General features: G+C 72.3%; 22 protein-coding genes. 6 read left to right on the top strand and 16 right to left on the bottom strand.

Annotation, left to right across the window (positions count from 1 at the left end):
- Nucleotides 1-740 precede the first annotated feature (740 nt).
- The 6 genes from LDL48_RS43845 to LDL48_RS31815 form a co-directional block, all read right to left on the bottom strand.
- Complete coding sequence (locus LDL48_RS43845) at nt 741-3,503, bottom strand: alpha-amylase family glycosyl hydrolase (RefSeq protein WP_255629526.1); 2,763 nt, start codon at nt 3,501-3,503, stop codon at nt 741-743.
- A 44-nt stretch (nt 3,504-3,547) separates the two neighbouring features.
- Complete coding sequence (locus LDL48_RS31795; protein ID WP_225258820.1) at nt 3,548-5,836, bottom strand: ATP-binding protein; 2,289 nt, start codon at nt 5,834-5,836, stop codon at nt 3,548-3,550.
- Between the two features lie 105 nt (nt 5,837-5,941).
- The gene (locus LDL48_RS31800) at nt 5,942-6,799 is read right to left on the bottom strand and encodes a hypothetical protein (RefSeq protein WP_225258821.1); all 858 of its coding nucleotides are present in this window, start codon (nt 6,797-6,799) and stop codon (nt 5,942-5,944) included.
- A 35-nt stretch (nt 6,800-6,834) separates the two neighbouring features.
- Nucleotides 6,835-7,506, bottom strand: coding sequence for a transcriptional repressor LexA (gene lexA / locus LDL48_RS31805; protein WP_372472224.1), 672 nt, complete (start codon nt 7,504-7,506; stop codon nt 6,835-6,837).
- 157 nt (nt 7,507-7,663) lie between these two features.
- A complete protein-coding gene (locus tag LDL48_RS31810) occupies nt 7,664-8,857 on the bottom strand; it encodes a serine hydrolase domain-containing protein (protein WP_225258823.1) in 1,194 nt (397 codons plus the stop codon).
- Nucleotides 8,858-8,984: 127 nt separating this feature from the next.
- Nucleotides 8,985-9,758, bottom strand: coding sequence for a phosphotransferase (locus LDL48_RS31815; protein ID WP_225258824.1), 774 nt, complete (start codon nt 9,756-9,758; stop codon nt 8,985-8,987).
- A gap of 142 nt (nt 9,759-9,900) precedes the next feature.
- On the opposite strand from LDL48_RS31815, the gene LDL48_RS31820 reads away from it, so the two are divergent.
- From LDL48_RS31820 to LDL48_RS31830, 3 genes are all read left to right on the top strand, one after another.
- Nucleotides 9,901-11,355: an Nramp family divalent metal transporter gene (locus LDL48_RS31820; RefSeq protein WP_225258825.1), complete on the top strand. Its 1,455-nt coding sequence runs from the start codon at nt 9,901-9,903 to the stop codon at nt 11,353-11,355.
- A gap of 61 nt (nt 11,356-11,416) precedes the next feature.
- The gene (locus tag LDL48_RS31825) at nt 11,417-12,181 is read left to right on the top strand and encodes a response regulator transcription factor (RefSeq protein WP_225258826.1); all 765 of its coding nucleotides are present in this window, start codon (nt 11,417-11,419) and stop codon (nt 12,179-12,181) included.
- A gap of 117 nt (nt 12,182-12,298) precedes the next feature.
- The gene (locus tag LDL48_RS31830; protein WP_225258827.1) at nt 12,299-12,655 is read left to right on the top strand and encodes a hypothetical protein; all 357 of its coding nucleotides are present in this window, start codon (nt 12,299-12,301) and stop codon (nt 12,653-12,655) included.
- 55 nt (nt 12,656-12,710) lie between these two features.
- Here LDL48_RS31830 and LDL48_RS31835 read toward each other — a convergent pair whose 3' ends face one another.
- The 8 genes from LDL48_RS31835 to LDL48_RS31870 form a co-directional block, all read right to left on the bottom strand.
- Nucleotides 12,711-13,385 carry a polysaccharide deacetylase family protein gene (locus LDL48_RS31835; RefSeq protein WP_225258828.1) on the bottom strand — a complete coding sequence of 225 codons (675 nt, stop codon included), beginning with the start codon at nt 13,383-13,385 and terminating at the stop codon, nt 12,711-12,713.
- Nucleotides 13,386-13,469: 84 nt separating this feature from the next.
- The gene (locus tag LDL48_RS31840) at nt 13,470-13,682 is read right to left on the bottom strand and encodes a hypothetical protein (protein WP_225258829.1); all 213 of its coding nucleotides are present in this window, start codon (nt 13,680-13,682) and stop codon (nt 13,470-13,472) included.
- 123 nt (nt 13,683-13,805) lie between these two features.
- Complete coding sequence (locus LDL48_RS31845) at nt 13,806-15,404, bottom strand: MFS transporter (RefSeq protein ID WP_225258830.1); 1,599 nt, start codon at nt 15,402-15,404, stop codon at nt 13,806-13,808.
- A gap of 9 nt (nt 15,405-15,413) precedes the next feature.
- On the bottom strand, nt 15,414-16,535 hold the full coding sequence (locus LDL48_RS31850) for a 5-methyltetrahydropteroyltriglutamate--homocysteine S-methyltransferase (protein WP_225258831.1): 1,122 nt from the start codon (nt 16,533-16,535) through the stop codon (nt 15,414-15,416).
- A gap of 6 nt (nt 16,536-16,541) precedes the next feature.
- Nucleotides 16,542-17,327: an ABC transporter ATP-binding protein gene (locus tag LDL48_RS31855; protein WP_225258832.1), complete on the bottom strand. Its 786-nt coding sequence runs from the start codon at nt 17,325-17,327 to the stop codon at nt 16,542-16,544.
- Nucleotides 17,327-18,100, bottom strand: a complete 774-nt coding sequence (locus LDL48_RS31860; protein WP_225258833.1) for an ABC transporter permease — start codon at nt 18,098-18,100, stop codon at nt 17,327-17,329. Before LDL48_RS31860 ends, LDL48_RS31855 begins: the two co-directional genes overlap by 1 nt.
- On the bottom strand, nt 18,097-18,894 hold the full coding sequence (locus LDL48_RS31865) for an ABC transporter permease (RefSeq protein ID WP_225258834.1): 798 nt from the start codon (nt 18,892-18,894) through the stop codon (nt 18,097-18,099). The genes LDL48_RS31860 and LDL48_RS31865 overlap by 4 nt, the downstream gene beginning before the upstream one ends.
- A 10-nt stretch (nt 18,895-18,904) precedes the next feature.
- A complete protein-coding gene (locus LDL48_RS31870) occupies nt 18,905-19,867 on the bottom strand; it encodes an ABC transporter substrate-binding protein (RefSeq protein ID WP_225258835.1) in 963 nt (320 codons plus the stop codon).
- A 192-nt stretch (nt 19,868-20,059) separates the two neighbouring features.
- Here LDL48_RS31870 and LDL48_RS31875 point away from each other — a divergent pair, with 192 nt between their 5' ends.
- On the top strand, nt 20,060-20,833 hold the full coding sequence (locus tag LDL48_RS31875; RefSeq protein WP_225258836.1) for an IclR family transcriptional regulator domain-containing protein: 774 nt from the start codon (nt 20,060-20,062) through the stop codon (nt 20,831-20,833).
- A gap of 36 nt (nt 20,834-20,869) precedes the next feature.
- On the opposite strand, the gene LDL48_RS31880 is transcribed toward LDL48_RS31875, so the two are convergent.
- Nucleotides 20,870-21,664 (bottom strand): DUF998 domain-containing protein, encoded by a 795-nt coding sequence (locus LDL48_RS31880; RefSeq protein WP_225258837.1) that lies wholly within the window; start codon nt 21,662-21,664, stop codon nt 20,870-20,872.
- Nucleotides 21,665-21,816: 152 nt separating this feature from the next.
- On the opposite strand from LDL48_RS31880, the gene LDL48_RS31885 reads away from it, so the two are divergent.
- Complete coding sequence (locus LDL48_RS31885; RefSeq protein WP_225258838.1) at nt 21,817-23,037, top strand: Ig-like domain-containing protein; 1,221 nt, start codon at nt 21,817-21,819, stop codon at nt 23,035-23,037.
- 54 nt (nt 23,038-23,091) lie between these two features.
- Nucleotides 23,092-23,475 carry a hypothetical protein gene (locus tag LDL48_RS31890; protein ID WP_225258839.1) on the top strand — a complete coding sequence of 128 codons (384 nt, stop codon included), beginning with the start codon at nt 23,092-23,094 and terminating at the stop codon, nt 23,473-23,475.
- Nucleotides 23,476-23,634: 159 nt separating this feature from the next.
- Here the strand turns inward: LDL48_RS31890 and LDL48_RS31895 are convergent, their stop codons facing one another.
- Nucleotides 23,635-24,618 (bottom strand): hypothetical protein, encoded by a 984-nt coding sequence (locus tag LDL48_RS31895; protein WP_225258840.1) that lies wholly within the window; start codon nt 24,616-24,618, stop codon nt 23,635-23,637.
- Nucleotides 24,619-24,772: the final 154 nt, after the last annotated feature.

Consider the following 24,772-nt stretch of genomic DNA (forward strand, 5'->3'; position numbering starts at 1 on the left):
CCCGCTCCGTGGCCGGCGCTCGCCATTGAGCCGGGCAGTGACAGGTCCGCGCCGCTCGCGCGTGCCGCAGTTCCGCACGGTCCGCTGGCCGCGGTCGCCGCATGCGTAGCTGGGGTGCGGTGGGTGCCGCAAGTCTGCGTGGTTGGCGGTCGCCGTTGCTGCGGGTGGAGTTGGGGTGTGGTGGGTGCCGCAAGTCTGCGTGGTTGGCGGTCGCCGTTGCTGCGGGTGGAGTTGGGGTGTGGTGGGTGCCGCAAGTCTGCGTGGTTGGCGGTCGCCGTTGCTGCGGGTGGAGTTGGGGTGTGGTGGGTGCCGCAAGTCCGCACGGTCGGCGGTCACCGTCTGGGCGTGTGGGGTTCGGGTGCGGTGGGTGCCGGGATTCCACACGTGAACGTGCTGGCGCGGTGCAGTTGTGGACGCGACCGACCGCAGCTCCACGAATCGGCGACCTCATGCTGCCCGATATGCGGCTTCCTCCGCCGAGATCTTGGATGCCCGGGCAAATCTTGGAGCCGCAGCGCCCCCGGAGGGGCCAGTGCACGCCAAGATCTGATCTGGCCTCCAAGATCTCGCCGCGCCAAAGCGCCATACCGGACAAAGTCGGGTGCTGGGCGTGGGCGGGTGCTGGGCGTGGGCGGGTGCTGGGCGTGGGCGGGTGCTGGGCGTGGGCGGGTGCCTGGACGAAGGTTGGGTTCGGGACAAGGTGGGTCAGCGAAGCACCGGATCGTGGTGTGGGCCGGCGCTCAGCCGGCCGGCGGTGGGCTGGTGTGGATGGTGGGGTCGCCCTGCCGGAGCCAGATCTGCGGATTGTCGATCGGGACGAACGCCCGGTCGCCGCCCGGTTCCCGGCTGGTCGGCACGGTGTCGCCGTTCGGCAGGTGCATGATGAAGTTGACCGGGGCGGTGTCGTCGGCGAGCGGGATGTCGTACTCGGCCCAGCCGTCCTCGATTCTGGTCGGCGGCCACGGCCGGTCCCAGGCCACCTGCGCCAGCGCCGCCGGATCGATGCCGTCGCCCCACAGGTGCAGGCCCCAGCCGGGGTAGTCGCCGGCCGGGCGGTGGTAGTGCACGGTGGCCACGGCGAGCGGGGGACCGGCGTACCGGACCGTGCGCACCGCACTGGTGGCGCGGGTGCCGTCCGGCTCGGTGAGGACGGCCCGGTAGCGCACCCGGGTGCCGGCCGCGAGCGCCAGCGGCGCCAGGTCGTCGAAGACCGTGTACGCCGGCGAGGAACTGTCCCGGCCGATCGTGGTCCACGCGCCGTCGGCGACGCTGCGCTCGAAGCGGACCACGTGGCCCGCGCGTTCCGGGTCGGCGACCGCGCGTACCTCGACGGTGCCGCGGACGTTGCTGTTCTCGGCGGGCGCCTCGACGGTCAGCGTCGGTGCGGGTACCCGGGTGCCCCGGCTCCGGCTGGTGGCGGTGTGCCCGGCGTTGTCCAGGACCACCGCGCGGTACCGCACCCCGGTGCCGGCGGGCAGCCCCGCGACGTCGTGGAACACCCGGTACGGCGCGGTGTCGTCGGTGCCGATCGGGGTCCATCCGCCGGCGCCGGTCCGGGCGTAGAACGTGACCTCGTAGAACGAGGAGCCGGCGACGTCCGCGGACACCTCGATGCGCCCGCCGGAGCCGGTGGCGGGAGCCGGGGCGGCGAGCGACACCGGCGGGGCGGCAGCGGCGGCGGGGATGCGGCCGGTGGCGGCGTACACCACGGTGGACAGTGGCGGCACGGTGACGGTGAGGGCGCGGTCGGCGGCCGAGGCCAGCCGGGCCGGGCCGGTGCCGTACACCCGGTCGAAGGCCCGGCCGGGCGCGAACGTCGGTATCGCGGCGGTGCGCGGCTGCTCGCTGTTGTTCAGCGCGACCAGGTACTCCCGTTGCCGGCCGCGGTCCACCCGGGAGAAGGCGTAGACGCCGGCCGCGTCGTCGGCGTACCGGTGCTGGTGGGCGCCGTCGCGCAGCGCCGGGTGCCGGCGGGTGAGCGCGGCCAGGTCGCCGATGGTGCGGTACAGCGGGTGGCCGGCTTCGAAGTTGTCCCGGCCGTGGGTGGACGCGGTGCCGAGCAGGTCGTCGTCGAGGTACTCGGGCACCTGGCTGGCGAACATCGTCTGCCGGGCGTCCTGGTCGCCGCCGGGACCGGTGAAGCCTTGCTCGTCGCCGTAGTAGACGACCGGGTTGCCCCGGGACAGGTACATCAGTTCGTGCGCCAGCCGGTCCCGGGCGAGCCATTCGGCGTCGCCGGCACCGGGGTTGTCGGCCTGTACGAAGCCGCCGATCCGGCCCATGTCGTGGTTGCCGAGGAACGTCGGCAGTTGGTATACGTTCGAGTCGGCGTCGGTGTACCAGTCGTCGTCGACGAAGAACCGGCCCAGTTCGCCGGCCGGTCGCCCGCGCGAGGCGAAGTTCCGGGCCGCCTCCTGGAACGGGAAGTCGAGCACCGCCTGCATCCGGTCCCGGGTGGTGAACTGCGAGGTGAAGCTGCGGCTGGTGTCGAAGACCTCGCCGAACATGAAGAACTCGGACTTGCCGTGCTGCCGGGCGAAGCGCAGCACCTCGGGGCCGAACCGCTGCCAGAACTCGTCGTTGACGTGTTTCATGGTGTCGATCCGGAAGCCGTCGATGCCGAAGTCGGCGATCCATCGCTGGTAGACGTCGGTCATCCCGCGCACCACCCGGGGGTGCTCGGTGAACAGGTCGTCGAGCCCGAAGAAGTCGCCGTACAGCGAGTTCTCGCCGGTGAACGTCGTGTCGCCGCGGTTGTGGTAGAGCGTCACGTCGTTCAGCCAGGCCGGCACCTTCACGTCCCGCTCGGCCGGGTCGAGGACCGGGGTGTACGGAAAGGACACCGCCGGGCTCAGCGGCGGGAAGCTCGGCCGGCCGGCGTGGTCGCGGTCGTCGAACGGCCGGCCCGCGGCGGTGCGGTACGGCACGGAGTCCTTCGACACGTACGGCTGCCGGGCGCCCTCGGCGTACCCGATGACGTCCGCGGTGTGGTTGGTGATGATGTCGAAGTAGACCTTCATGCCCCGGTCGTGCGCCGCGTCGACCAGGGCCCGCAGGTCGGCGTTGGTACCCAGGTGGGGGTCGATCTGGGTGAAGTCGGTGATCCAGTAGCCGTGGTAGCCGGCCGACGGGCCGTCCTCGAGCTGCACCGCCTTGTTCTTGAAGCTGGGCGTCAGCCAGATCGACGTGGTGCCGAGCCCGCGGATGTAGTCGATCCGCCGGAGCAGCCCGTCGAGGTCACCACCCTGGTAGAAGCCCTTGCGCGCCGGGTCGAAACCGGACACCAGCGGGTCGTCGCCGAGGCCGCCCCGGTCGTTGCCGGGGTCGCCGTTGGCGAAGCGGTCGGCCATCACGAAGTAGAAGTTCTCGTCGGTGACCGGCGCCCGCAGCGAGTGCCGGCCGGGCAGGTCGCCGGGCCGGCCGGGCCCGGCGCCGGCGGGCGAGACCCACCCGCAGGCGAGCACCATGGACAACAGAACCGCACCGACCCGACGGATGTGCATCGCCCCTCCCGGAACACGCCGGCCCTGACGTTACCCCGCCACGGTCAACTGGCCGGCCGTTCTCCGGTGCCGAGTTCGTGGCGGAGCCGGTCGAGCCGGCCGCGTACGTCGTCGACCGGCTGGCCGAGGCGTTCGTTGATGTCGACGCACTCCTGCCAGGCCGCCCGGGCCTCCTCGATCCGGCCCGCCGCGTACAGCGTGTCGCCGAGATGGTCCAGGATGACGCCGGCCTGGACCGGGTCGCCGAGCAGCCGGAACAGTTCGAGGCTGCGGCGGAAGTAGTCCAGGGCCTGGTCCACCTCGCCCAGGTGGTGGTGCGCCAGTCCGAGGCTGTCGCTGGTGTGTGCCTGCCCGTTGCGGTTGCCGAGCAGCTGGAAGAGGGCCAGCGCGGTGCGGCACGAGGTGATCGCCCGCCGGTACGCCCGGAGGTGGATCTGCAGCCAGCCGATGCCGTTCAGCGCGCTCGCCTCGCCGGAACGGTTGTCGATCCGGCGGTAGAGGTCGAGCGCCTGCCGGTCGTGCCAGAGCGCCTCCTGGTACCGCTGCTCCTCGCAGAGCGCCCAGGACAGCGACCGGTGCGCGGTGGCCATGCCGTCGACGTCGTCCAGTTCGGTGCACAGCTGCAGGCCGAGACGCAGGTGCCGGTAGCCCTCCTCGCGGAGGCCGAGGTGGACGTACGCGCTGCCGACGGCCCGGTGGGCGAAGGCTCGCGCCGCGCGGTCGCCGAGCCGTCCCGCCGCCTCCAGCGCGATGCCCAGCACGGTGACCATGTCGGACCAGCGGGCGTTGCGGTCCAGATGGCGTCGCAGGGTCGCGGACAGCGCGACGGCGTAGGGGTCGTAGCCGGCCCGGGCCGCGGCCTCGGTGACGGCGATCAGCACCCGCTCCTCGTCCCCCAGCCAGGCCACCGCCTGCGCCTCGTCCTCCAGCGTCTCGCGCAGGGTCTCCCCGGCCGGGGTGGGCATGGCGAGACCGGAGTCCCGGTACTCCAGCAGCCGCGTCGCCGCGACCGCGTTCGCCAGGTAGTAGTCGAGCAGGCGGCGGACCGCCGGCTGCCGCTCCGTCTCCGGATGCCCGGCGTCCGCCAGCTCCGTCGCGTACGCCCGGAGCACGTCGTGCATCACGTACCGGCCGGGCCGGTGCTCGGCGAGCAGATTGGACTCGACCAGCTCGGTGATCGCCCGCCGGGCGGACCGCAACGAGACCTGCGCCAGGCTGCTCGCCGCGGCCGCGGTGATGTCCGGCCCCGGATGCAGGCCGAGCCGGCGGAACACGGCGGCCGTCACCTCGGACAGCGAACGATACGACCAGGACAGCACGGCCCGTACGTCGGTGGCCGGGTCCCGGCCGCTGAGCGGATCGAGATCGGTCTCGTCGCCGGCGCCGCGCAGTTCCCGGGCGAGGTGGGCGAGCGGGACGACCGGGTTGAGCACGGCCCGCGCCGCCACGATCACGAGCGCCAGCGGCAGCGACGCGCACCGGGCGAGGATCTCGTTGACCGCGGCCGGGTCGTCGGCGAGCCGGTGCGTGCCCAGCCGGTGCCCCAGCACCCGGGCCGCCTCCGCGGTGCTGAGCAGGTCCAGCCTCAGCGGGTACGCGCCCTCCGCGGCGACCAGCCCGGACAGTTGGTTCCGGCTGGTCACCACGACCATGCTGGTGGACGATCCGGGCAGCAGCGGGCGCACCTGCTCGGCGTCGGCGGCGTTGTCCAGCACGATCAGCACCCGGCGGTCGGCCAGCAGGCTCCGGTACGCGCCGAGCTGGGCCTCCAGCCCGGCCGGCATCCGGCGCGCCGGCATGTCGAACGCCTCCAGGAAGCCGCGCAACGCCTCGGCCGGCTTCACCGGTGGACCGGCCGGATCGAAGCCGCGCAGGTTCACGTACAGCTGGCCGTCCGGGAAGCGGTCCCGGACCCGGTGTGCCCAGTGCACCGCGAGCGCGGTCTTCCCGACCCCGGCGGTGCCGGAGATGACGGTGATCGGCACGCCGCTCGCGCCGGCGGTCACCTCGAGGCGCGCGTCGAGCGCGTCGATCTCCCGGTCCCGGCCGACGAATCCGGCCGGGCCGGCCGGCAGCTGTGCCGGCGTCGGTCCCGGTGCGGCCGGGGCGTCCGGCCGGGCCGGGGCGGACGCGGTCCGCAGGAACGTCTCCCGGTCGGTGCCGGTCAGCTCCAGCGCGTCCGCCAGCAGCCGCAGGGTGAGCGGTCGCGGCGCCGCGACCTGACCGCCCTCCCACTTGCCCACGCTGCGCAGGCTCACTCCGGCACGTTCGGCCAGCTCCTCCTGGGTCATGGACAGGCGCCGTCGGTGCGCACGCACCAGGTCACCGAACACAGACGCTCCTCCATCGGCCACCGTCAAATCCGGGCAATCCTGCCAGGTACCGCAGGGCCGGTGAAAGCGCATTCAGTACGCCAAAGTGCCGACCGCCGTCGCACGTCAGCCGTGGCGATGGTGCCGCTTCACGAAGGTGTATCCCGGGTTCAGCGGGCTGGCCGGGATGGACTCCTCCTCGACGGCCCGCTCGTGCAGCGTGACCTGCTTCTCCGACGGCTGGGCGCCGGGCGGAAGCTTGCGGACGAAACCGTTGACCCAGTGCTCGTGCCGGTCGGCGTCGGGGTCGTCCGGGTGCGGGGCCGGTTCCACCAGCGGCGCGTAGAACAGCATCTCCGCGGGCTTCTGGCCGTCGACCGCCGGGTAGGCGGGATACCCGCTGGAATCGACACTGCCGGGTACGCGGGTCAGATAGCCCTCCCGGATCAGCTGCTCGACCGCGTTGCGCAGCAGGAACGTCCCGCGGGCGCCGCGACCGAGCCCGCAGTGCGCGGCAAGCACCGACTCGGCGAGCGCGGCGCTGCCGTCCGCGAACACCCGGCCCTGGCGGCGTACCGCGTGCAGCACCTGTCCCCGGTTCGAGGTGCCCGGAACGAATTCCCGGGTGACCACCTTCGGGTCGTACTCGTGGAAGTAGTCGACGCCGTCCACCCGCAGCGGTTCGTCCAGCGCGGCGGTGCGCACCACGATCTCGTCCCGGGCGGCCCGCCAGGAGACCGTGACCAGCACCCCGGGCCGTACGTCCGCGGGCCAGGCGACGCCGCCGAACTGCCACTCCACGTCCTGGGTCAGCGTGGTCCGGAAGACCTGACGGGTGGCGGTGACGCCGCGTTCGCGGTGGTCCAGCACGAGGGTGACGTGCTCCCGGTCGCGCAGGGCGTCGACACACTCCTCCGGGGCCGCGCAGACGCCGCCGTCGAGGTCTGCCTGCCAGAGTGCGAACCGCCGGGTCGCCGTGCGCATGAGCCCTCCCGTCGTCGCAGGTCCGGACCCCGAACCTACCCCGCTTGCCAGATCCGACGGAGCACCGAGACGACCTTGCCCACGATGACCGCCCGGTCGCCGTCGATCGGCTGGTACGCCGGATTCCGCGGTTCCAGCAGGACGTGCCCGGAGCGGCGGCGGAAGACCTTGACAGTGGCCTCGTCGTCGATCATGGCGGCCACGATGTCGCCGTTGTAGGCCTCGCTCTGCTGTCGGACCACCACGATGTCCCCGTCGCAGATCGCCGCGTCGATCATCGAGTCACCCTGCACCCGCAGGCCGAACACGGTGCCCCGGCCGACCAGGTCACGCGGCAGGTTGAGGGTCTCCTCGTAGGTCTCCTCGGCCAGGATCGGGCTGCCGGCGGCGATCGCACCGAGCAGCGGCACGCCCACCGTCGACGGGTCGTCCGCGGCATCGGCCGGGGGCAGGAACATGCGGACGTCGACCGGGCGCGTCGCGGTGCGGCCCCGGCGCAGGAAGTCGCGTTCCTCCAGGATGCGCAGGTGCCGGCTGACCGACGAGGTGGACGCGAGCCCGACCGCGTCGGCGATCTCGCGGGTGGACGGCGGGTAGCCGTACCGCACCACCCACTCCTGGATCACCGTCAGAATCGCGCGCTGCCGAGGGGCCAGCGTGGACGTGTCGTACTCCGCAAGGTCTGGCACCTGGCGATACTGACCCATCCGCGGGCCGCGCGGGGCGCGGCACGCCGTGGCGGGACGGGTGCCGGCTCGGCGGACGACGCCGAGCGGAGACCCGCTCGATCCGGTGGGCCGCCGGTACCCGCGGAGGCCGGTCGCCGGGACGGCTGATCTCCGCCCCGGTGACCGGCATCGGGGGTCACCCGCAGATCACGTCGTCCAGCAGGCGCAGGGTGCGGCCGTCGATGGCCGCGGAGGGGGCCGGGTCGGCCAGCGCGGTGGTGCGGTAGAGCACCACCGCCCGGTCGCCGCCGGCGCTGACGGCGTTCATGGTGCTCGTGCCGGGGACGTCACCCGGATGCGCCCAGAACCCGCCGCAGCGGTTCGGGATCCAGAAGACACCGAGGCCATAGCGTACGCCGGACCGGATGTCCTGCAGGTCGTCGGCGAGCACGGTGTCGCGCAACTCGGCGGCCTGCCGCGGCCGCAGCAACTCGCCACGCTGCAGCGCACGCCAGAACCGGGTCAGGTCCGCGGTGGTACTGACCAGGCCACCGGCGGCATCCGCCGCGGTGGGGTTGAACCCGGTGGTGTCGAGCAGCGGCCCGCCCGGCTCGAACTGCTGGTAGGCCCGGGCCGAGGGGGCCGGCAGGTACGGCCGGTCCTGCGGGTACGAGGTGTCGCGGAGCCCGAGCGGGCGCAGGATGCGGGATCGCACCTGGGCCTCCCACGGCTGACCGGTGACCCGCTCGATCACCATGCCGGCGAGGATGTAGTTGGTGTTCGAGTATCCCCACCCGGTGCCGGGGGCGAAGTCCGGGGCGTGCCGCATCGCCACGGCGACCAGGTCCGCCGGGTCGTAGTGGTCGAAGCGGTGCTGGAAGAACTCCTCCTGGGAGGCCAGGGCCGGCAGATCGTTGGTGTAGTTGAAGATCCCGCTGGTGTGCTGCAGCAGTTGCCGCACGGTGACCCGGCCGCCGTCGTGGCCGTTGCCCGACACCACGCCGGGCAGCCAGCGCTCGATCGGGTCGTCCAGCGACAACCGGCCCTCGCCGGCCAACTGCAGCACCACCACCGACGTGAAGGTCTTCGTGTTGCTGCCGATCCGGAAGCGGCCGTCGTACGGCATCGGCGCCCCGGTGCGCCGGTCCGCGGTGCCGCTGCGGGCCGCCGCCTCGCGGGAGCCGGCCGAGACCGTGCCCTGCGCGCCCACCACGCCGAGGTCCCGCAGGTCGTCGAGCGCGGCCTGCAGCTCGGCGCGGAACGGTCCGGGGGGATGCGTCCGGCTGTCCGCGGCCGACGCGGCGCCCGCGGTCGAGACCGCCAGTACGGCCGCGGTCAGCACCGCGCAGGTCCGCCGGGCGAGCCGCCGGCGTTGGTACCGCTCATTCATGGTGTCCCCGTCTCCATATCGGAACGATGAACACTCAGCATCGAAGCCCGCGGGTACGCCGGCCAGCCTGCCAACCCGTCAACCCCGGGTGGGGCCAGCACCCGCCGCGCCGGGGTGTCAAGTCCCCTCAGCGCGTCCAGAAACCGTCCGGGAGGGCGTCGATGTCGCCCGCGGACCGTTCGAGGCGATCCGCGATGAACAGGATGGCGACGGCGGCCGGGTCGCCGGCGTCGGCCATCCGGCGGATCACGGCGGCCTGCCCCCGGGCCCGCTGCGGGATCACCGTCGCGAACGTCCGGCGGTCGCCGTCGTAGCCGTAGGCGTCCAGGAGCAGGTGTACGCGGCGGGACCGCTCGTCGAGGTCGTCGGCGCTGACCGGCGTGCCGTCGTCCGGCGACGTGAGCGGCACCCAGGGCAGCATGGCGAACGCCAGATCGAATTCCCGGGTCGACGGGCCGGCGATGTCCCAGTCGTAGAAGCCGACCAGCCGTTGGCCGTCCACCACCGCGTTGTACGGCGCCACGTCCTGGTGCCCGACGATCAACCCGGGTCGCATGGTGCCGCGGATGAACCACTGTTCGCCCGGAGGCGCGACGAAGTCGGCCGTCAGGTCGTGCACCCGGCGGAGCCAGTGGCCCACCTGCACGAGCATGTCGTCCGCCGTGGCCCACCCCGGCCAGGGCTGCCGGTCGCCGATCGTCTCGCCGGGCAGATAGGTGAGCATCTCGCGGCCCTGGTCGTCGAAGCCGAGCGCCCGGGGAGCGCCGTCGAAGCCGGCCGCCGCCAGGTGCCGCAGCAGCGCGTGCACCGTCGGCGTCCACGGCGAGGCCCGCTTGTGTACGACGCCGTCGATCAGCACGGCGCCGGTGGTGTTGCCGCCCGCCAGGGGCACCTCACTCATCCTCCGTGTGTAGCGTCCGGCGCACCCCGGCGCCACCGCATTGACGCCGACCGGACTCACGGCCCGGGCAGGGGCCACCTGTGACCCTTGACACAACCAGGGTGCCGAGCGAGGGTTAAGGCTCGTCGATCAAGGAGGCGCCGTGGCGACGAAGGACGACGCAGGCATCCCCGCCGGGGCCACCTCGACCGGGGCGGCGGACGCCTTTCCCACCCGTTATCTGCCCCGGCCCCAGGTCCGGGACATGCCGGAGGAGCCGCGGCGGTACTGGCGGCTGATCGGCCCGGGCATCATCGCCGCGGGGGTCGGCCTGGCCTCGGGGGAGTTCGTGCTCTTCCCGTACATCGCCTCCCAGGTCGGCCTGGTCTTCGTCTGGGCCGCGATCGTCGGCCTGATCACCCAGTACTTCCTGAACATGGAGATCGAGCGGTACACGCTGGCCACCGGGGAGACCGCGCTCACCGGGTTCAGCCGGTACTGGCGGCACTGGGGGCTGGTCTTCGCCGTCCTCACCTACTTCGCCAACCTGTGGCCGGGGTGGACGCTCAGCTCCGCGACGCTGACCACGTACCTGTTCGGCGGTGAACCCCGCTGGGTGGGCATCGGGATGCTCGTCGCGATCGGCCTGATCCTCACGCTGGCCCCGGTGGTGTACGTCGCCCTCGAGAAGACCCAGATGGTCAAGGTCGCCGCGGTGCTGACGCTCTTCGTCGTCGCCGCGTTCGTCGCGATCGGGGCGTCGGCCTGGAGCGACTCCGCGCAGGTCGTGACGCGGCCCCGCATCCCGCTGGAGGAGCTTGGCTTCGCCCTCCTGCTCGGCGCGCTGGCGTTCGCCGGGGCGGGCGGCGGGCAGAACCTGGTGCAGTCGAACTGGATGCGGGACAAGGGCTTCGGCATGGGCGCGTACGTGCCGCGGCTGGTCAGTCCGGTGACCGGTCAGCCGGAGGCGGCGCCGAGCACCGGCTACGTGTTCGAGCCGACGCCGGAGAACCTCCGGCGCTGGCAGGGCTGGTGGCGGTTCGCCAACATCGAGCAGCTGATCACGTTCGTCCTGATCACGTTCGTGACGATCCTGTTCACGTCGCTGCTCGCGTACGCCACCGTCTTCGGCCGCGACGACCTGCAGAACAACATCGGCTTCCTGGAGATCGAGGGACAGGTTCTCGGCGAGCGCGTCGGCTCGTGGTTCCAGTACCTGTTCTGGGCGATCGGCGCGTTCTCGCTGTTCGCCGCGGCGCTCGGCATCGTCGACTACACCAGCCGGCTGGCCGCGGACGTGATCAAGACCTCCTACCGGCGGGAGGCCAGCGAGAGCAAGATCTACGCGGGCCTGGTCTGGGGCCTCGTCATCATCGGGATCGGCGTCCTCCTGCTGGACTTCAGCCAGCCGCTCGTGCTGCTGGTGATCTCCGCCGTGGTCGGCGGCTTCATGATGTTCCTCTACTCCGGTCTGCTGATCCTGATCAACCGCAGGATCCTGCCGGCGCCGATCCGGATCCGGGGCGTCCGGCTGGGCGCGCTGATCTGGGCCATCGGGCTGTTCGGGGTGCTGTCGGTGCTGACCTTCCGGGACCAGATCACCAAGCTGTTCGGCTAGGCCCTGTCCGATTGGCGTGGCTCGGTGGACTTGACCTCGGCTTTCCGGTCACGCTGAGGTGGTGAAGCCGCTGCCCGTTCGAGCGTACGAACAGATTCTCGACCTGGTGACCGCGGCGCTCGACGACGAACTGCCGGGCCCGCCCTGGCCCGTCCTCGCGCGGGCGGTCCGGGACGCGATCGGCGGCACCGCCGTGGTCATGGTGACCGGCGGATCGCCCGATGCCGGCGGCGGCCCGGTGCTGGCGTGGACCCGTTCCCCGCTGCTGATCAAAGCCAACGAACGGGTTCGGACCTTTCGCCCGACGCACCCCCTCACGCCGGTCTTCGCGGCCGGGGAGCGCGCACCCACCCGGGTCTCCGACGTGATCGGCTCCGCCGCGTGGCGGCGCAACTCGAACTACGACCTGGCCCGGCGCGAGGTGGACGGCAGCACCCACCACCTGGGCATCCCGGTTTCTCCCACCCGCACCGCACTGATCGTCAGGTCGACCATGGACTTCCGCGGTCGTGACCTCGATGTCGCGCACCGGCTGGTCCCGCTGCTGAACCGGCTCGACCGCCACCTGACCGAACTGCACGGTCTCCGTGCCGCACTGACCCCCGAGCGACCCACCGGTCGTCCTCGGGTCACCCCACGGGAGCTGACCATCCTGGGACTCATGGCCCAGGGACTGACCGCGGCGGCGATCGGCCGCCGGCTCGGCATCCGGCCCGCGACCGTCACCAAACACCAGGAGAACCTGTACCGGAAACTCGATACGCACGACCGGCTCACCACGGTCCTGTACGCCCAACGCTGCGGAATCCTCCCGATGCGGCGCTGACTCCCCTCGGATGTCTCTACGCAGTTCTCCGAATATCGCGGACGCCGGCCGGCGGCGAACCTGGATTCCAGCCGGCCACGAGGCCGGTGGAGAACAGCCCAGCAAAGGAGTCCGACCGTGTTCACCATCGTTCGTCGCACCGCGGCCGTCGCCGCGCTCAGCACCGCCATGGTCGCCGGATTCGCCGGGGTGGCCCAGGCCGCCGCCAGCCCGACGCTGAAGCCGGGGGATCACGTCACGGCCCCCACCTGGATCTTCGCCCAGACCACGGTCTGCGCCACCAGCCTCACGGACGGCAGGCCCGGCCAGCTGGAGGTCGATTCGCAGTTCCCCGGAGCCGGTCCGGAGTACATCGAGGCGCCCGTCGACAGTGACGGGGACGGGGTACGTACGTGCATCTGGCGGTGGTGGGCCGGCGCGCCGGTCGATCTGACCAACACGGGCGCCGCGAAGCTGCTCGTCGAGTACTACTGACCCGCTGCCCCGGCGGCGCCTTCGGGCACCGCCGGGGCCGTCCCACGACGGTTGCCTAGCCGGCCAGGGTCGGCGGGAAGGTGAACGTCCAGCCGTCCGCGCGCAACTGCGGGATCAGCAGGTCCAGGGCCTGCACGGTCTGCGACCGGTTGCCGCCGGCGTCGTGCATGAGCACGATCCCGCCGGGCCGCAACTGGGCGTGTACGGCGTCGACGATCGCGTCCACCCCGGGCCGGCTCCAGTCCCGCGGGTCCACGGTCCAGCCGAGACGGGCCATTCCCAGCCCGGCGGCGACGGTGGCGGACCGTCCCCAGGCGCCGTACGGTGCCCGGAAGTACGGCACCGCGGCGCCCGGCGCGGCGGTCCGGATCACCTGGGTGGTGGCGGTCAGGTCGGCCCGGATCTGGGCGTCCGTCCAGGTGGACATGTTGGCGTGGTTCATCGAGTGGTTGCACAGGGCGTGGCCCTCCGCGACGATCCGGCGCACCAGCGCGGGATAGCGCTGCGCCTGCGTGCCCACCAGGCAGAACGTCGCCTTCACCTGATGCTCGGCCAGCACGTCCAGCACCTGCGGCGTGTACGTCGCGTGCGGGCCGTCGTCGAAGGTGAGCGCCACCGTGTCCGCGGCGGCCGTGGTGGTCCGCGCGTGCGCCGGGCCGGCCAGACCGGCCGTCACCACGATCGCACCGGCCACCAGCGCCGCCCGCTTGATCAATCGAGAGATGTCCATGCCACATGGTGGACGGCGTGGGTGCGGCAGCCAATCGTTGGGACGGTGACCCGACACCCCCGGCGTTCGCTGGGGGCGGGGCGGTCAGCCGCTGCGGCGGTTGCCGTACTGGCGGGGGCTCTGCACGGTGCCGGACCGGCCCGGGCGCCAGCCCTCGCTGCCCACCGCGGGTGCGGGCTTGGCCTTGCCCTTGGCCCGGCGTTCGGCCCGGTTGGCGAAGGGCGCGGGCGACTCCTCGGCGTCCGACTCGGTGTCGGGCTCGGTGTCGGGCTCGGCGTCGGGGCTGGGGTCCGGCATGGGTGTCTCCTCGGGGTATCGGCACCGGACGATCGGGGTCCGGTTCCGCAGCGCGGCATCCGCGATGTGCAGACCGTAGCGCAGACTCGGCCGCGCCCCGGGACGGCAGGCCGAAGCCGTCGCTCAACGGGCGGACAGCAGGTGACTGACCTGTGGCGGGCCGTCCGCGAGGGCCCGGGCGCGTTCCTCCACCGCCCGGTCCGCGCCGGTCAGCCGCCCGGTGTGCTGCCGCAGGTGCTCGTCCCAGCTGGGCACCAGGTACGCCTCGACGAACCGGTGCGGCTGCTCGCCGTCGCGGAACAGTCCCCAGCGGGCCGCGCCGGTCTGCAGCCGGGTCCGGCGTACCGCCTCCATCGCCTCGATGAACGCGGCCTCGCGTTCCGGGCTGACCGGATAGCTGGCGGTGACCAGGACCGGGCCGTCCTGGCCGTCCGGTTCCAGTTCCAGGTGCGGCTCCGGCCAGAACACCGCCGGTTCCCGGTTCAGCCCGCTGATGTCCCGCATCGGCCACCACCGCAGCGTGACCGCGCCGGCCAGCATCAGCGCGGCGGCCGTCAGATGCGCCGCCACCAGGCCGGACATGTCGGACAGTGCGCCCCAGGCGAGCGCCCCGCCGGCCTGTGCCCCGGCGAAGACCATCTGGTAGACGGCCAGGCCACGGGCGCGCACCCAGCCGGGCAGGAACAACTGCATGGCGGCGTTCACGCTGGAGAGCACCATCACCCAGGCGACGCCCGCCGGCAGCAGCACCGCCACCACGACGGCCTCGGAGCGGCTCAGCGCCAGCACGGCCAGGACCGCGGCGAAACCCGCGCCGGCGACCACCAGGAGCCGGTTCAGCGACCAGCGGGCCCGCAGCCGGGGGAGCAGCAGCGCACCGCCGACCGCGCCGACACCGACCGCGCCGAGCAGGATGCCGTACCCGCCGGAGCCGAGTCCGAGGCGGCGCGTGGCGACCAGCGGCAGCAGCGCCCAGAGCGCGCTGCCGGGGACCAGGAACAGCGCGGCGCGCAGCAGGATGCGCCGGACCACCGGCGAGTGCCGCACGTACCGGCCGCCGGAGCGGACCGCCGCGGTGAAGCGCTCGGGCGCGGTGCCGCCGTCCGTGGCCGGCCGCCGCCACCGCCACAGCACCAGCGCGAAGATCAGGAACGACAGCGTGTTGAGCCCGAACACCACGCCGACACCGGTACGGGCGATCAGCACGCCGGCCACCGCCGGGCCGACCGCCCGGGCCAGGTTCATGCTGATCGCACCGAGCGCGGAGGCCGAGGCGAGTTGCGCACGCGGCACCAGTTCAGGGATGACGGCCATCCACGCCGGCCCGGTCAGCGCCTGGCCGGCGCCGAGCACGAAGGTGAGCGTCAGTAGCAGGGTCGGTGGCATCCGCTGGGCGACCGTCAGCACGGTGAGCACCAGGCCCACGCCGACCAGGAACACCTGGACGCCGAGGAGCAACCGCCGCCGGTCGAAGGTGTCGGCCAGCGCGCCGGACGGCAACGCCAGCAGCAGGATGGGCAGCGTGCTGGCGGTCTGCACGACCGCCACCAGGGTGTCCGAGCCGGACTCCTCGACCAGCAGCCACTGGGCACCCACGGTCTGCATCCAGGTGCCGATGTTGCTGGCCAGCAACGCCAGCCACAGGCTCCGGAAGGCGGCGATGCGCAACGGTGCCCAGGCCGACGCCGCGACGGCCGGGGCGGTGGAGGGTTCGGCGCTCACGGCATGTCTCTACCCCCACACCTCGGCGGCAGTCTCCGCGATCAGCCGGAGCTTCGCGACCTCGTCGTCGTAGGTCAGCGCGTTGCCCTCGACCGTCGAGGAGAACCCGCACTGCGGCGACAGGCACAACTGCTCCAGCGGTACGTACCGGCTCGCCTCGTCGATGCGCCGTTTCAGCGTGTCCTTCGATTCCAGCGCACCCCGTTTCGTGGTGACCAGGCCGAGCACCACCATCTTGCCGGGCGGTACGAACCGCAGCGGGGCGAAGCCGCCCGAGCGGTCGTCGTCGAACTCCAGGAAGAAGCCGTCCACCGCCAGCTCGCTGAACAGCGCCTCGGCCACGAAGTCGTAGCCACCCTCGGCGGCCCAGGAGGACCGGAAGTTGCCCCGGCACATGTGGGTGGTGACCGCGAGCCCGGCCGGCCGGTCCTGGATGGCCGCGTTGATCTGGCGGATGTACCGCAGGTGCTGGTGTTCGGCGTCGTCGCCGCGTTCGGTCAGCAGCCGGCGCTGCTCCGGGTCGTTCAGGTAGGCGAGGCTGGTGTCGTCCAGCTGGAGGTACCGGCAGCCGAGCGCGGCGACCCGGCGCACCTGCTCCGCGTACGCCGCGCTGAGGTCGGCCCAGAACTGGTCCTCGTCCGGATAGACCGCCGGATCGATCGCCGCCCGGCCGCCGCGGTAGTGCACCATGCTCGGGGACGGAATGGTCAGTTTGGCGGTGACGCCGGGATCGACGGTGTCGGCCAGGAAGGCGAAGTCGTCGCCGAAGATGGTCTCCCGCAACCGGATCGGCCCGTCCACGGCGAGGGCGGCGGATTCGAAGTCCAGTTCGCCGTCCGCGTTGCGGAAGTGCACCTGGATCTTCTCGTCGGTGCTGCGGACACCGCCGAGCCGGTAGATGAAGTCCATGTGCCAGGACGTGCGGCGGAACTCGCCGTCGGTCGCCGACCGCAGGCCGACGTCCCGCTGCATCCGGACCACGTCGCGGATCGCCTCGTCCTCGATGCCGCGCAGCTCGTCGGCGGTCAGGTCGCCGGTGGCCCGCTGTTGCCGGGCCCGGAGCAGGTGGGCCGGGCGCAGCAGGCTACCGACGTGGTCGGCCCGGAACGGCGGGGTGTCGCGGAGTGTCATTGCTGGTCACCCTTCTTTCCCTGGTGGATCTGCTTTCACCTTCTGGATCTGCGCGTACACCCGGCTGCGCAACTCGGTGAACCGCGGGTCGGCCCGCGTGGTCAGCTGGTCGCGGTCCGCGGGCAGGTCGATGTCGAGGTCGTCGGCGACCCGGGTCGGCGCGGCGGACAGGATGACGACCCGCTGGCCCAGGTACACCGCCTCGTCGATGTCGTGCGTGACGAACAGCAGCGTCACGCCGAGGCGCTGCCACACCGAGCGGATCAGGTCCTCCAGGTCGGCGCGGGTCTGCGCGTCGACGGCCGCGAACGGCTCGTCCATCAGCAGCACCCGCGGCTGGTAGGCGATCGCCCGGGCGATCGCGACCCGCTGTTGCATGCCGCCGGAGAGTTGCCACGGGTACGCCGAGCCGGTGCCCGCCAGACCGACCGCCGCGAGCGCCTCGTCGGCGAGTTCCCGGCGGCGCGCCTTCGCGATCCGCTGGGCCCGCAGCGGCAGTTCGACGTTGTCGCGTACCCGCAGCCAGGGGAACAGGCTCCGGCCGTACTCCTGGAACACCACCGCCAGCCCGGCCGGTGGCTCGGTGACCCGGCGGCGGAGCACCTGCACCTCGCCGGAGGTGGGCGGCAGCAGCCCGGCCAGGGTCCGCAGCAAGGTCGTCTTGCCGCAGCCGGACGGTCCCACCACGCAGGCGAACTGACCCTCCGGCACGGTGAACGTGAGGTCGCCGATCGCCTCGACCCGGCGGCCGTGCGAGTCGTAGACCTTGTTGAGATGGTCGACCTCGAGCATCACCACTCCCGTCGCCCGGCCCGCTGGCCGTAGTACCAGCCGAGCATCCGCCGCTCGGCCCACCGGAAACCCCATGCCAGCAGCACGCCGATCAGGCCGAGCAGCAGCACGCCGCTCCACATGGCCGGGATCTGGAAGCCGCGCTGGAACTGCAGCACCGCGAACCCCAGCCCGTTGTCGGCGGCGATCATCTCGCTGATCACCATCACGATCAGCGCGATGGCGAGGGCCTGCCGGGCGCCGGTGACGATCCGCGGACTGGCCGAGCGCAGCAGCAGGTGCCACAACCGCAGCCCGCCGCCGATCCGGTACGTCCGGCAGGTGTCGCTGAGCACCTCGTCGCGCCCGCGCACGCCCTCCACCGTGTTGAGCAGGATCGGCCACACGCAGCCGAACGCGATGACCAGCACCTTGGTGCGGTCGCCCACGCCGGAGAGCAGGATGAACACCGGCACCAGCACCGGTGGCGGGATGGCCCGGAGGAACTCCAGCAGCGGTTCGAGGAACGCCCGGACGTGCCGGTTGCCGCCGATCAGCACGCCGAGGGCGACCCCGCCGGTGAGCGCGAGAAGGTAGCCGGCGGCGAGACGGGCGAGGCTGGGCAGCACGTCCGCGCGGACCCGGTCCCAGGTCCAGGTGTCGGCGAACGCGGCCAGGATGGTGGACAGGGCCGGACGGTAGAAGTCGGTGCTGCCCGCGCTGGCCCACCACCAGACCGCCACCAGCAGCACCGGCAGGCCGAGCGCGAGCAGCGTCCGGCGGAGAAGCGTCACGACGGCGTCACCTCCCGCCGGGAGGACGGATGCCAGGCCAGGACGTGGCGTTCCAGAACCCGCAGGCCGACGTTGGCCAGCACACCGAGGAGACCGGTGACCAGGATCAGGGCGTACACCGCGGGCACCGCACCACCCTGCTGGGCCAGGTCGATCTCCTTGCCCAGGCCGGGTGAGCCGATCACCAGTTCGCCGGTGACGGCGAGGATCAGCGCGACCGCGGCGGCCAGCCGGATTCCGGTCAGCACGTACGGCAGGGCGGTCGGCCAGAGCAGGTAGCGCAGCTGCAGCCGGCGTCCCAGGCGGTAGGAGCGGGCGGTGTCGCGGGCCACCGGGTCGAGGTCCGCGACGCCGTACAGCACCTGCACCAGCACCTGCCAGAACGCGGCGTAGACGACCAGCACCACGGTGGACCGGATGGTCGAGCCGTACAGCACGATGACCAGCGGGATCAGCGCGACCGACGGGATCGGCCGGAGGAACTCGACCGTGGTGGCGGTGGCCGCGCGCAGGAACGGCACCGCGCCGATCAGCACGCCGGCGCCGACCCCGGCCACCACCGCGATGCCCAGGCCGGTGCCCCAGGTGAGCAGCGTGTCGGCGAGCGCCGCCCAGAACGCGGGCCGCCCCACCTGCTCGCCGGCGGCGGCCAGGACCCGGCTGGTGGGCGGTGCGTAGTCGGCCGGCACCACGCCGAGCCGCGGCGCCACCTCGAACACCAGCGCGAAGACGGCCAGCCCGAGGAGGCCGAGCAGGGCCGGCGCGGCGCGCGCGCCGGCCGTGGCCCGCGTCATGCCCGGCCGGTCATGGCAACAGCGCGGCGATGTCCGGCTTCTGCCCCAGCAGGCCGTCCGCCACCGCCAGATCGGCGAGCGTCTCCACCGACTGGCGGTTCACGTCCGGCGGCCACTTGGGCAGCACCAGTGCCTCCCGGACCGCGGCGGGGATCTGGGTGTACGTGCCGAGCACGGTGCGTACCTCGTCGGGGTGCGCGTCGGCGTACGCCAGCGACTCCTTCATCGCCTCGGTGAAGCGGGCGACCAGATCGGGGTTGCCGGACAGCAGTTGCTGGGAGGTGAAATACATGGCGACGGTCAGGTCGGGCGCGGCGTCGACGTAGCTCGACGCGATCTTCCGCGCCCCCGCGGCCACCGCCGCCTGCTGGAACGGCTCCACCACGAAGATCGCGTCGACCCGGCCGGCCTGCAGCGCCGGCAGCTGCTCCGGGAACGGCAACTCGGTGAACTTGACCGCCGCGGCGTCGCCACCGTCCTTCTTGACCGACGACTTCACGCTGGTCTCGACGATGTTCTTGAGCGTGTTGGCGGCCACCGTCCGGCCGGCGAGGTCCTTCGGCGACCGGATTGGGCTGTCCGCCTTGACGAACAGGCCGGCGAAGTCCTTGCCGTCCACGCCGGTCGAGTTGTTGCCGTTGGAGACGACCTTGACCGGCGCGTTCTGCGACTTGGCGAGCAGCAGCGAGATGGTGTTGCTGAAGCCGAACTGGTACTGCCCGCTGAGCACGGCCGGCAGGATCGCCGCACCGCCCTGCGCGGTGGTCAGCGTGAGGTCGATGTTGCGCTTGCTGAAGAAGCCCTTCTCCTTGCCGAGATAGATCGGCGCGACGTCGAGAATGGCGATGACACCGGTGTTGACCTTGTCGGGCCCACCGCCCGGTGCGGCCGGGGCGTCGTCACCGGATCCGCCGCACGCGGCCAGGGTGAGGGTCGCCGCGGTGAGAAGCGCTAGGAGGGGAGATCGTCGCATCGGAACTCCATCCCGGTGTTCGGAGAGCGCACACACGGACTGCTCATCGAACCTAGATCCGCTTCCGTACGCCGTCAATGGGTGTCGATGTATTGACCGTCGCCACGTCGCGTTCCTAGGGTGTCGGGGGAGCGTCCGTTCGCACAGCGAACACAAGTGCGGGCGACCGCGCAGCCATGAGGGGGCCCGGACGTGGAGCGTTCGCCGGACTTTGTGCAGTCCCTGGAGCGCGGGCTGGCGGTGATCCGCGCGTTCGACCGGAGCCGGCCGGAGCTGACCCTCAGCGAGGTCGCGGTGGCGACCGGCGTGACCCGGGCCGCGGCCCGCCGCTTCCTGCTCACCCTCGCCGACCTCGGATACGTGCGCAACGACGGCCGGTTCTTCTCGCTGAGCCCGCGGGTGCTCGAGCTGGGGTACGCGTACCTGTCCAGCCTCTCCCTGCCCGAGGTCGCCGGGCCGCACCTGGAAGCGCTGGTCGCCGAGGTGGGCGAGTCCTCCTCGGTGTCCGTGCTGGACGGTTGCGACATCGTCTACGTGGCCCGCGTCCCGGTGTCCCGGATCATGACCGTGGCGATCAGCGTGGGCACCCGTTTCCCGGCGTACGTCACGTCGATGGGCCGGGTGCTGCTGGCCGGCCTGCCCGACGCCGACCTCGAGGACCACCTGCGGGGGCTGTCCGTCGAACGCCTCACCCCGCGGACGGTGACCTCACCCAGGGCGCTGCGCGCGGAGATCCAGCGGGTACGCGCACAGGGCTGGTCGCTCGTCGACCAGGAACTGGAGGAGGGCCTGCGAGCGGTGGCCGCGCCGATCCGTGACCGCGCCGGCCGTACCATGGCCGCGGTCAACGTGTCCGCCCACGCGAGCCGCACCAGCCTCGAGTCGATCCGCCGCGACCTGGTGCCGCCGCTGCTCGCCACGGCCGCGCGGATCTCCGCCGACCTGCCGTCCGCCGGCCGGCACTGACCGCGGCGGGCGGGTACGACAACGTGCCGCCTGCGGTCAGCCGCCGGGGGTGACCGCCGCGCGCGGCGTGGCCGGCAGCGGCGCCCGCGCCCGCGGGGTCAGCCGGGCCAGCAGCGCGCGGGAGGTCAGCAGCCAGGACAGGCCGAACGCCCACACCGCCACGACCTCGGTGACGTAGAGCGGCGTCAGCGGTCCGATCTGCAGATCCACCCAGAGGCCCAGGACGCTCCAGCCCACCGCCGCGACGATCACCCAGCCGCAGACCATCTGGACGGTCGCCAGCCGGGGATCGGTGTGGTGCCGCTTCTCCCGGCGCGCGAACACGAACGCGATGGCGGCCAGGCTCAGGATGAAGACCGCGGCGCTGACGAAGTGGATCCGCGCGGTGAGCGCCTCGCCCAGATGCTGCTGGATCGCCGCGCATCCGGCCGGCTCCGGCGACGTGCCACACGCCGGTGCGTCACCGATCCCCGGCCGGGTGGTGGGGAAGAAGGCCACCCCCAGGACGGCGATTCCGGCCACCGTGCTCAGCCAGTAGTCGTACGTGTTCCGCTGCCCGGCCATGTAGGTCAGCAGCAGGAACCCGGTCACGGACAGGGCCGCCACGAACAGGTCCCGCATCGTCGAGTGGTAGTAGGAGCTGAGCGATCCGCGGACCTGCACGCCGCCGTCGATGAACCAGGCCTCGCCGACGATGAACGCGATCGGCAACGCGACGCCGATGATGCCGAGGATGGACCGGACGAGCAGATACGACTTGGCGTAGAGCACGGCCGGGTCGTCGGGCCGGCCGAGGTCCGCGGGCCGGTCGAAGGTGTCGGTGGTGAGCACGGGTCTTCTCCCGTCGTCGGTCGGATGGACTACGACAGGACGCCGGAGGGGACCGTCAGATGCGGGTTGTCAGGTATCTGTCTGTGCGCGGTCAGCGGCGCCGGGGCTGTTAGGGTGTGCGCTTCCACCAAGATCGATATGGGGAGAACCGCATGCGTGCACGGCCGTGGGTCGCGCTGACCGCACTACTGGGAGCGGTACTCGTGTCGCCGTCGGCCGCGGGCGCCGACCCCGGTACGGAGCCGGATCTGCAGGTACCGGTCTTCCTCGGCAGCGGCGGGATCAGCACCAGCGTGCCCACGCGTGGCCGGATGTACCTCCGGCCGGTCGCCACGGACAACGTCGCCGTCGTGCGCTTCGAACTCCTGGTCGACGGCGTGTTGGTGGCGAGCGATGACAGCCCACGCGACTACGACATGGGCAACCAGCCGCTGGCGCAGCAATCGAAGGGCCTGCTCTGGGACACCGCGGGGACCAACGGCCCGGTGACGGTGACGCTGCGGGCCTACGACGCCGCGAACAACGTCGGTGACCGTCAGATCGCCGTGACCGTCGACAATGTCGCGCCGGTCGCGGCGATGACGATCCCCTCGCACAACGGCTTCGTGCACGGCGTCGTCCCGATCACCTTCACCGGCGACTCCACCGTCGACCGGATCATCCTGCCGTACCTGAACCGGTATCTGGATCCGAGCGGCCCGGCGCCGTGGGTGACGAAGATCGACACGGCCGGCATGAGCAGCCTGTCCGTGTCGGCGACCGCCTACGACCAGGCCGGCAACTTCACCCCGATGGGCCGGGCCGTGGGCGTCGACAACTCCCCGCCGACCATGACCCTGCGCAGGGTGGCGGCGCCCGGCGCGCCGGTTCGCGGGCAGCAGCTGATCGACGTACAGACCTTCGACTGGAACGAGGTCACCGTCGACGTGCTCGTCAACGGCCGGCGGGTGGACTGGATTCCGACACCGGACCGGGCGACCGTCACGTCCCGACTGGTCTGGTACGCGACCGGCCTGCAGGGTCCGGTGAAGCTGACCGTGCGCGCCACCGACTGGTTCGGTCAGCGCCGGGAGAACATCCGCACCGTCATCGCGGACCATCGCGAACCGACGGTGTCGATCGGGACGGCGCCGAAGCACAAGGCCAAGGTCAAGGGCAAGGTCAGGATCACCGCGAAGGCCGCCGACCAGTACGGCGTGAGCCGCGTCGAACTCCTCGTCAACGGCAAGGTGGCGGGCCGGGACACCAGATCCGGATACGCCTTCACGCTCGACACCGCACGGCAGAAGAAGACGATGAAGGTACGGGTGCGCGCGTACGACCGGGCCGGCAACGTCCGGTACACCTCGTCGCGTACCTGGTACCGCCGCTGACGCCCGACGCCGAGGTGAACGCGCACAAGCTGCTGCATCATCGGCGGCCTCGCGATGGCACCGCTCACCCTGACACCGCTCACCCTGACACCCGCGCCGCGCTGGTTGCGGCAGTGGCTCCGGTTCACCGTTGTGCTGGTCCCGGCAGCGTCCGTCTGGACCGGCTCGTACCTCCTGACCGCCGCCGTGCCGACCGACGTACCGGCCGCCGTGCCGACCGACGTACCGGCCGCCGTGCCGACCGACGTACCGGCCGCCGTGCCGACCGACGTACCGGCCGCCGTGCCGACCGACGTACCGGCCGCCGTGCCGGCGGACGTGCCGGCCCTGCCGGCCGCGGACCTCGCGGCCAACCGCGATGTGTGGCCTCTGGTGCGCCGCCGGGCCCGGGTGCCGCCCGCACGGGAGGAGTCAGCGTCCGTGTCCGGCACGGGGTGACGAGCCGGCACCGGCGGGACCCGCCGACGCCGCGGGCGTGACCGGGGGTAGGTGGGCGGGCGCGGGGACACCCACCTGCCCCGGGCGACATGATGACTGTCCACCGACGCCGTTCGGCTGCGCACCGCCGGGGGCGGACCCGCCCGTTCCCGGTCTGCGTTACGCGGTGGCGCGCAGGCGGCCGACCCATCCCTGTGCGGTGTAACGGGGCACCTGGTAGTGCTCGGCGACGCCCGCCACGGTCCCCACCTGTTGGAAGACCGCGGCCAGATCGTCGGGCGTGCGCCGGTAGGTGCGCCCGCTGCCGGTGGTCGGTGCGGTCCTGGTGGTCGGTGCGGTTCTGGTGGATGCGCGGGTCTGCTTGCGGGGTGTCCGGCTCGGCGCTGCGGTCTGCTTTGCCGTGGCGCGCTTCGCCGGGGTTTGCTTCGCTGCCGCCTGCTTCGCCGGGGTTGGTTTTGCTGCGGTCCGCGTTGCTGCGGCGCGCTTCGCCGGGGTTTGCTTTGCGGCGGTCTGCTTTGCCGGGCTCTGCCTTCTCGCCGTGGCGGCGGTGCGGCCGGTGGTCTTCTTGCTCGCCGGAGCCGACCTTCTCGCCGGGGCCGCGGTAGGTGCAGCGGCCCGCTCTCTCTCCGCGGTCTGCCTCTTCGCAGGGCCGGCGGCCTGCTTCTTGGCAGCGGCGGCCGTGCGTGCGGCGGTCTCCTTGGCCGAGGCAGGGGCGCGCCTGGCGGTCTGCTTCCTGGCCGGGGCGGCGGGTGTGGCGGCCTGTTCTTCAGCCGGGGCGGCGGTGCGGGCGGCGGCCCGCGGTGCGGCCTTGCGGGCAGGACGCCGCGGCGCGGGCGGGGCCACGTCCTCCTCGGGCGGCGCGGGCGCCTCGATGGCGGGCGTGCTGGACTCCGTTGCCGGCAGCGGCGTCGCGGCGGCGACCGGCTCGCCGCCCGGCGCGGTCGCGGTGCCGGTCACGGTGCCGGTCACCGCCTGCAGCAGCAGGTCGAAGTCGACGGTCGGGATGTGACCGCTGGACAGTCCATGCGGGGCGTGCAGGTGCACATCGGTGATCCGGACGTGCTCCCCGGCGGTTTCGACCACGAGGCGGGTGGCGGCACCGCTCTGGTCGTTCGGGGCGATCGTGATGGTGTACGAATCCATGTGGTTCCTCCGCGGGATGACGCAGTGGACTGCGGTGGTGGTGCCGCCTTCCCCCGACAGGCGATGACGCCGGGCGTGCAGGCGTCATGTGAAGATCACCAATGTAGCCGGTGTGCGGTGCCCCCAACGAAGCTACCCGATACCACGGCGTGAC

The organism is Jidongwangia harbinensis, from assembly GCF_020216025.1.
Taxonomy (GTDB): Bacteria; Actinomycetota; Actinomycetes; order Mycobacteriales; family Micromonosporaceae; genus Actinoplanes; species Actinoplanes harbinensis.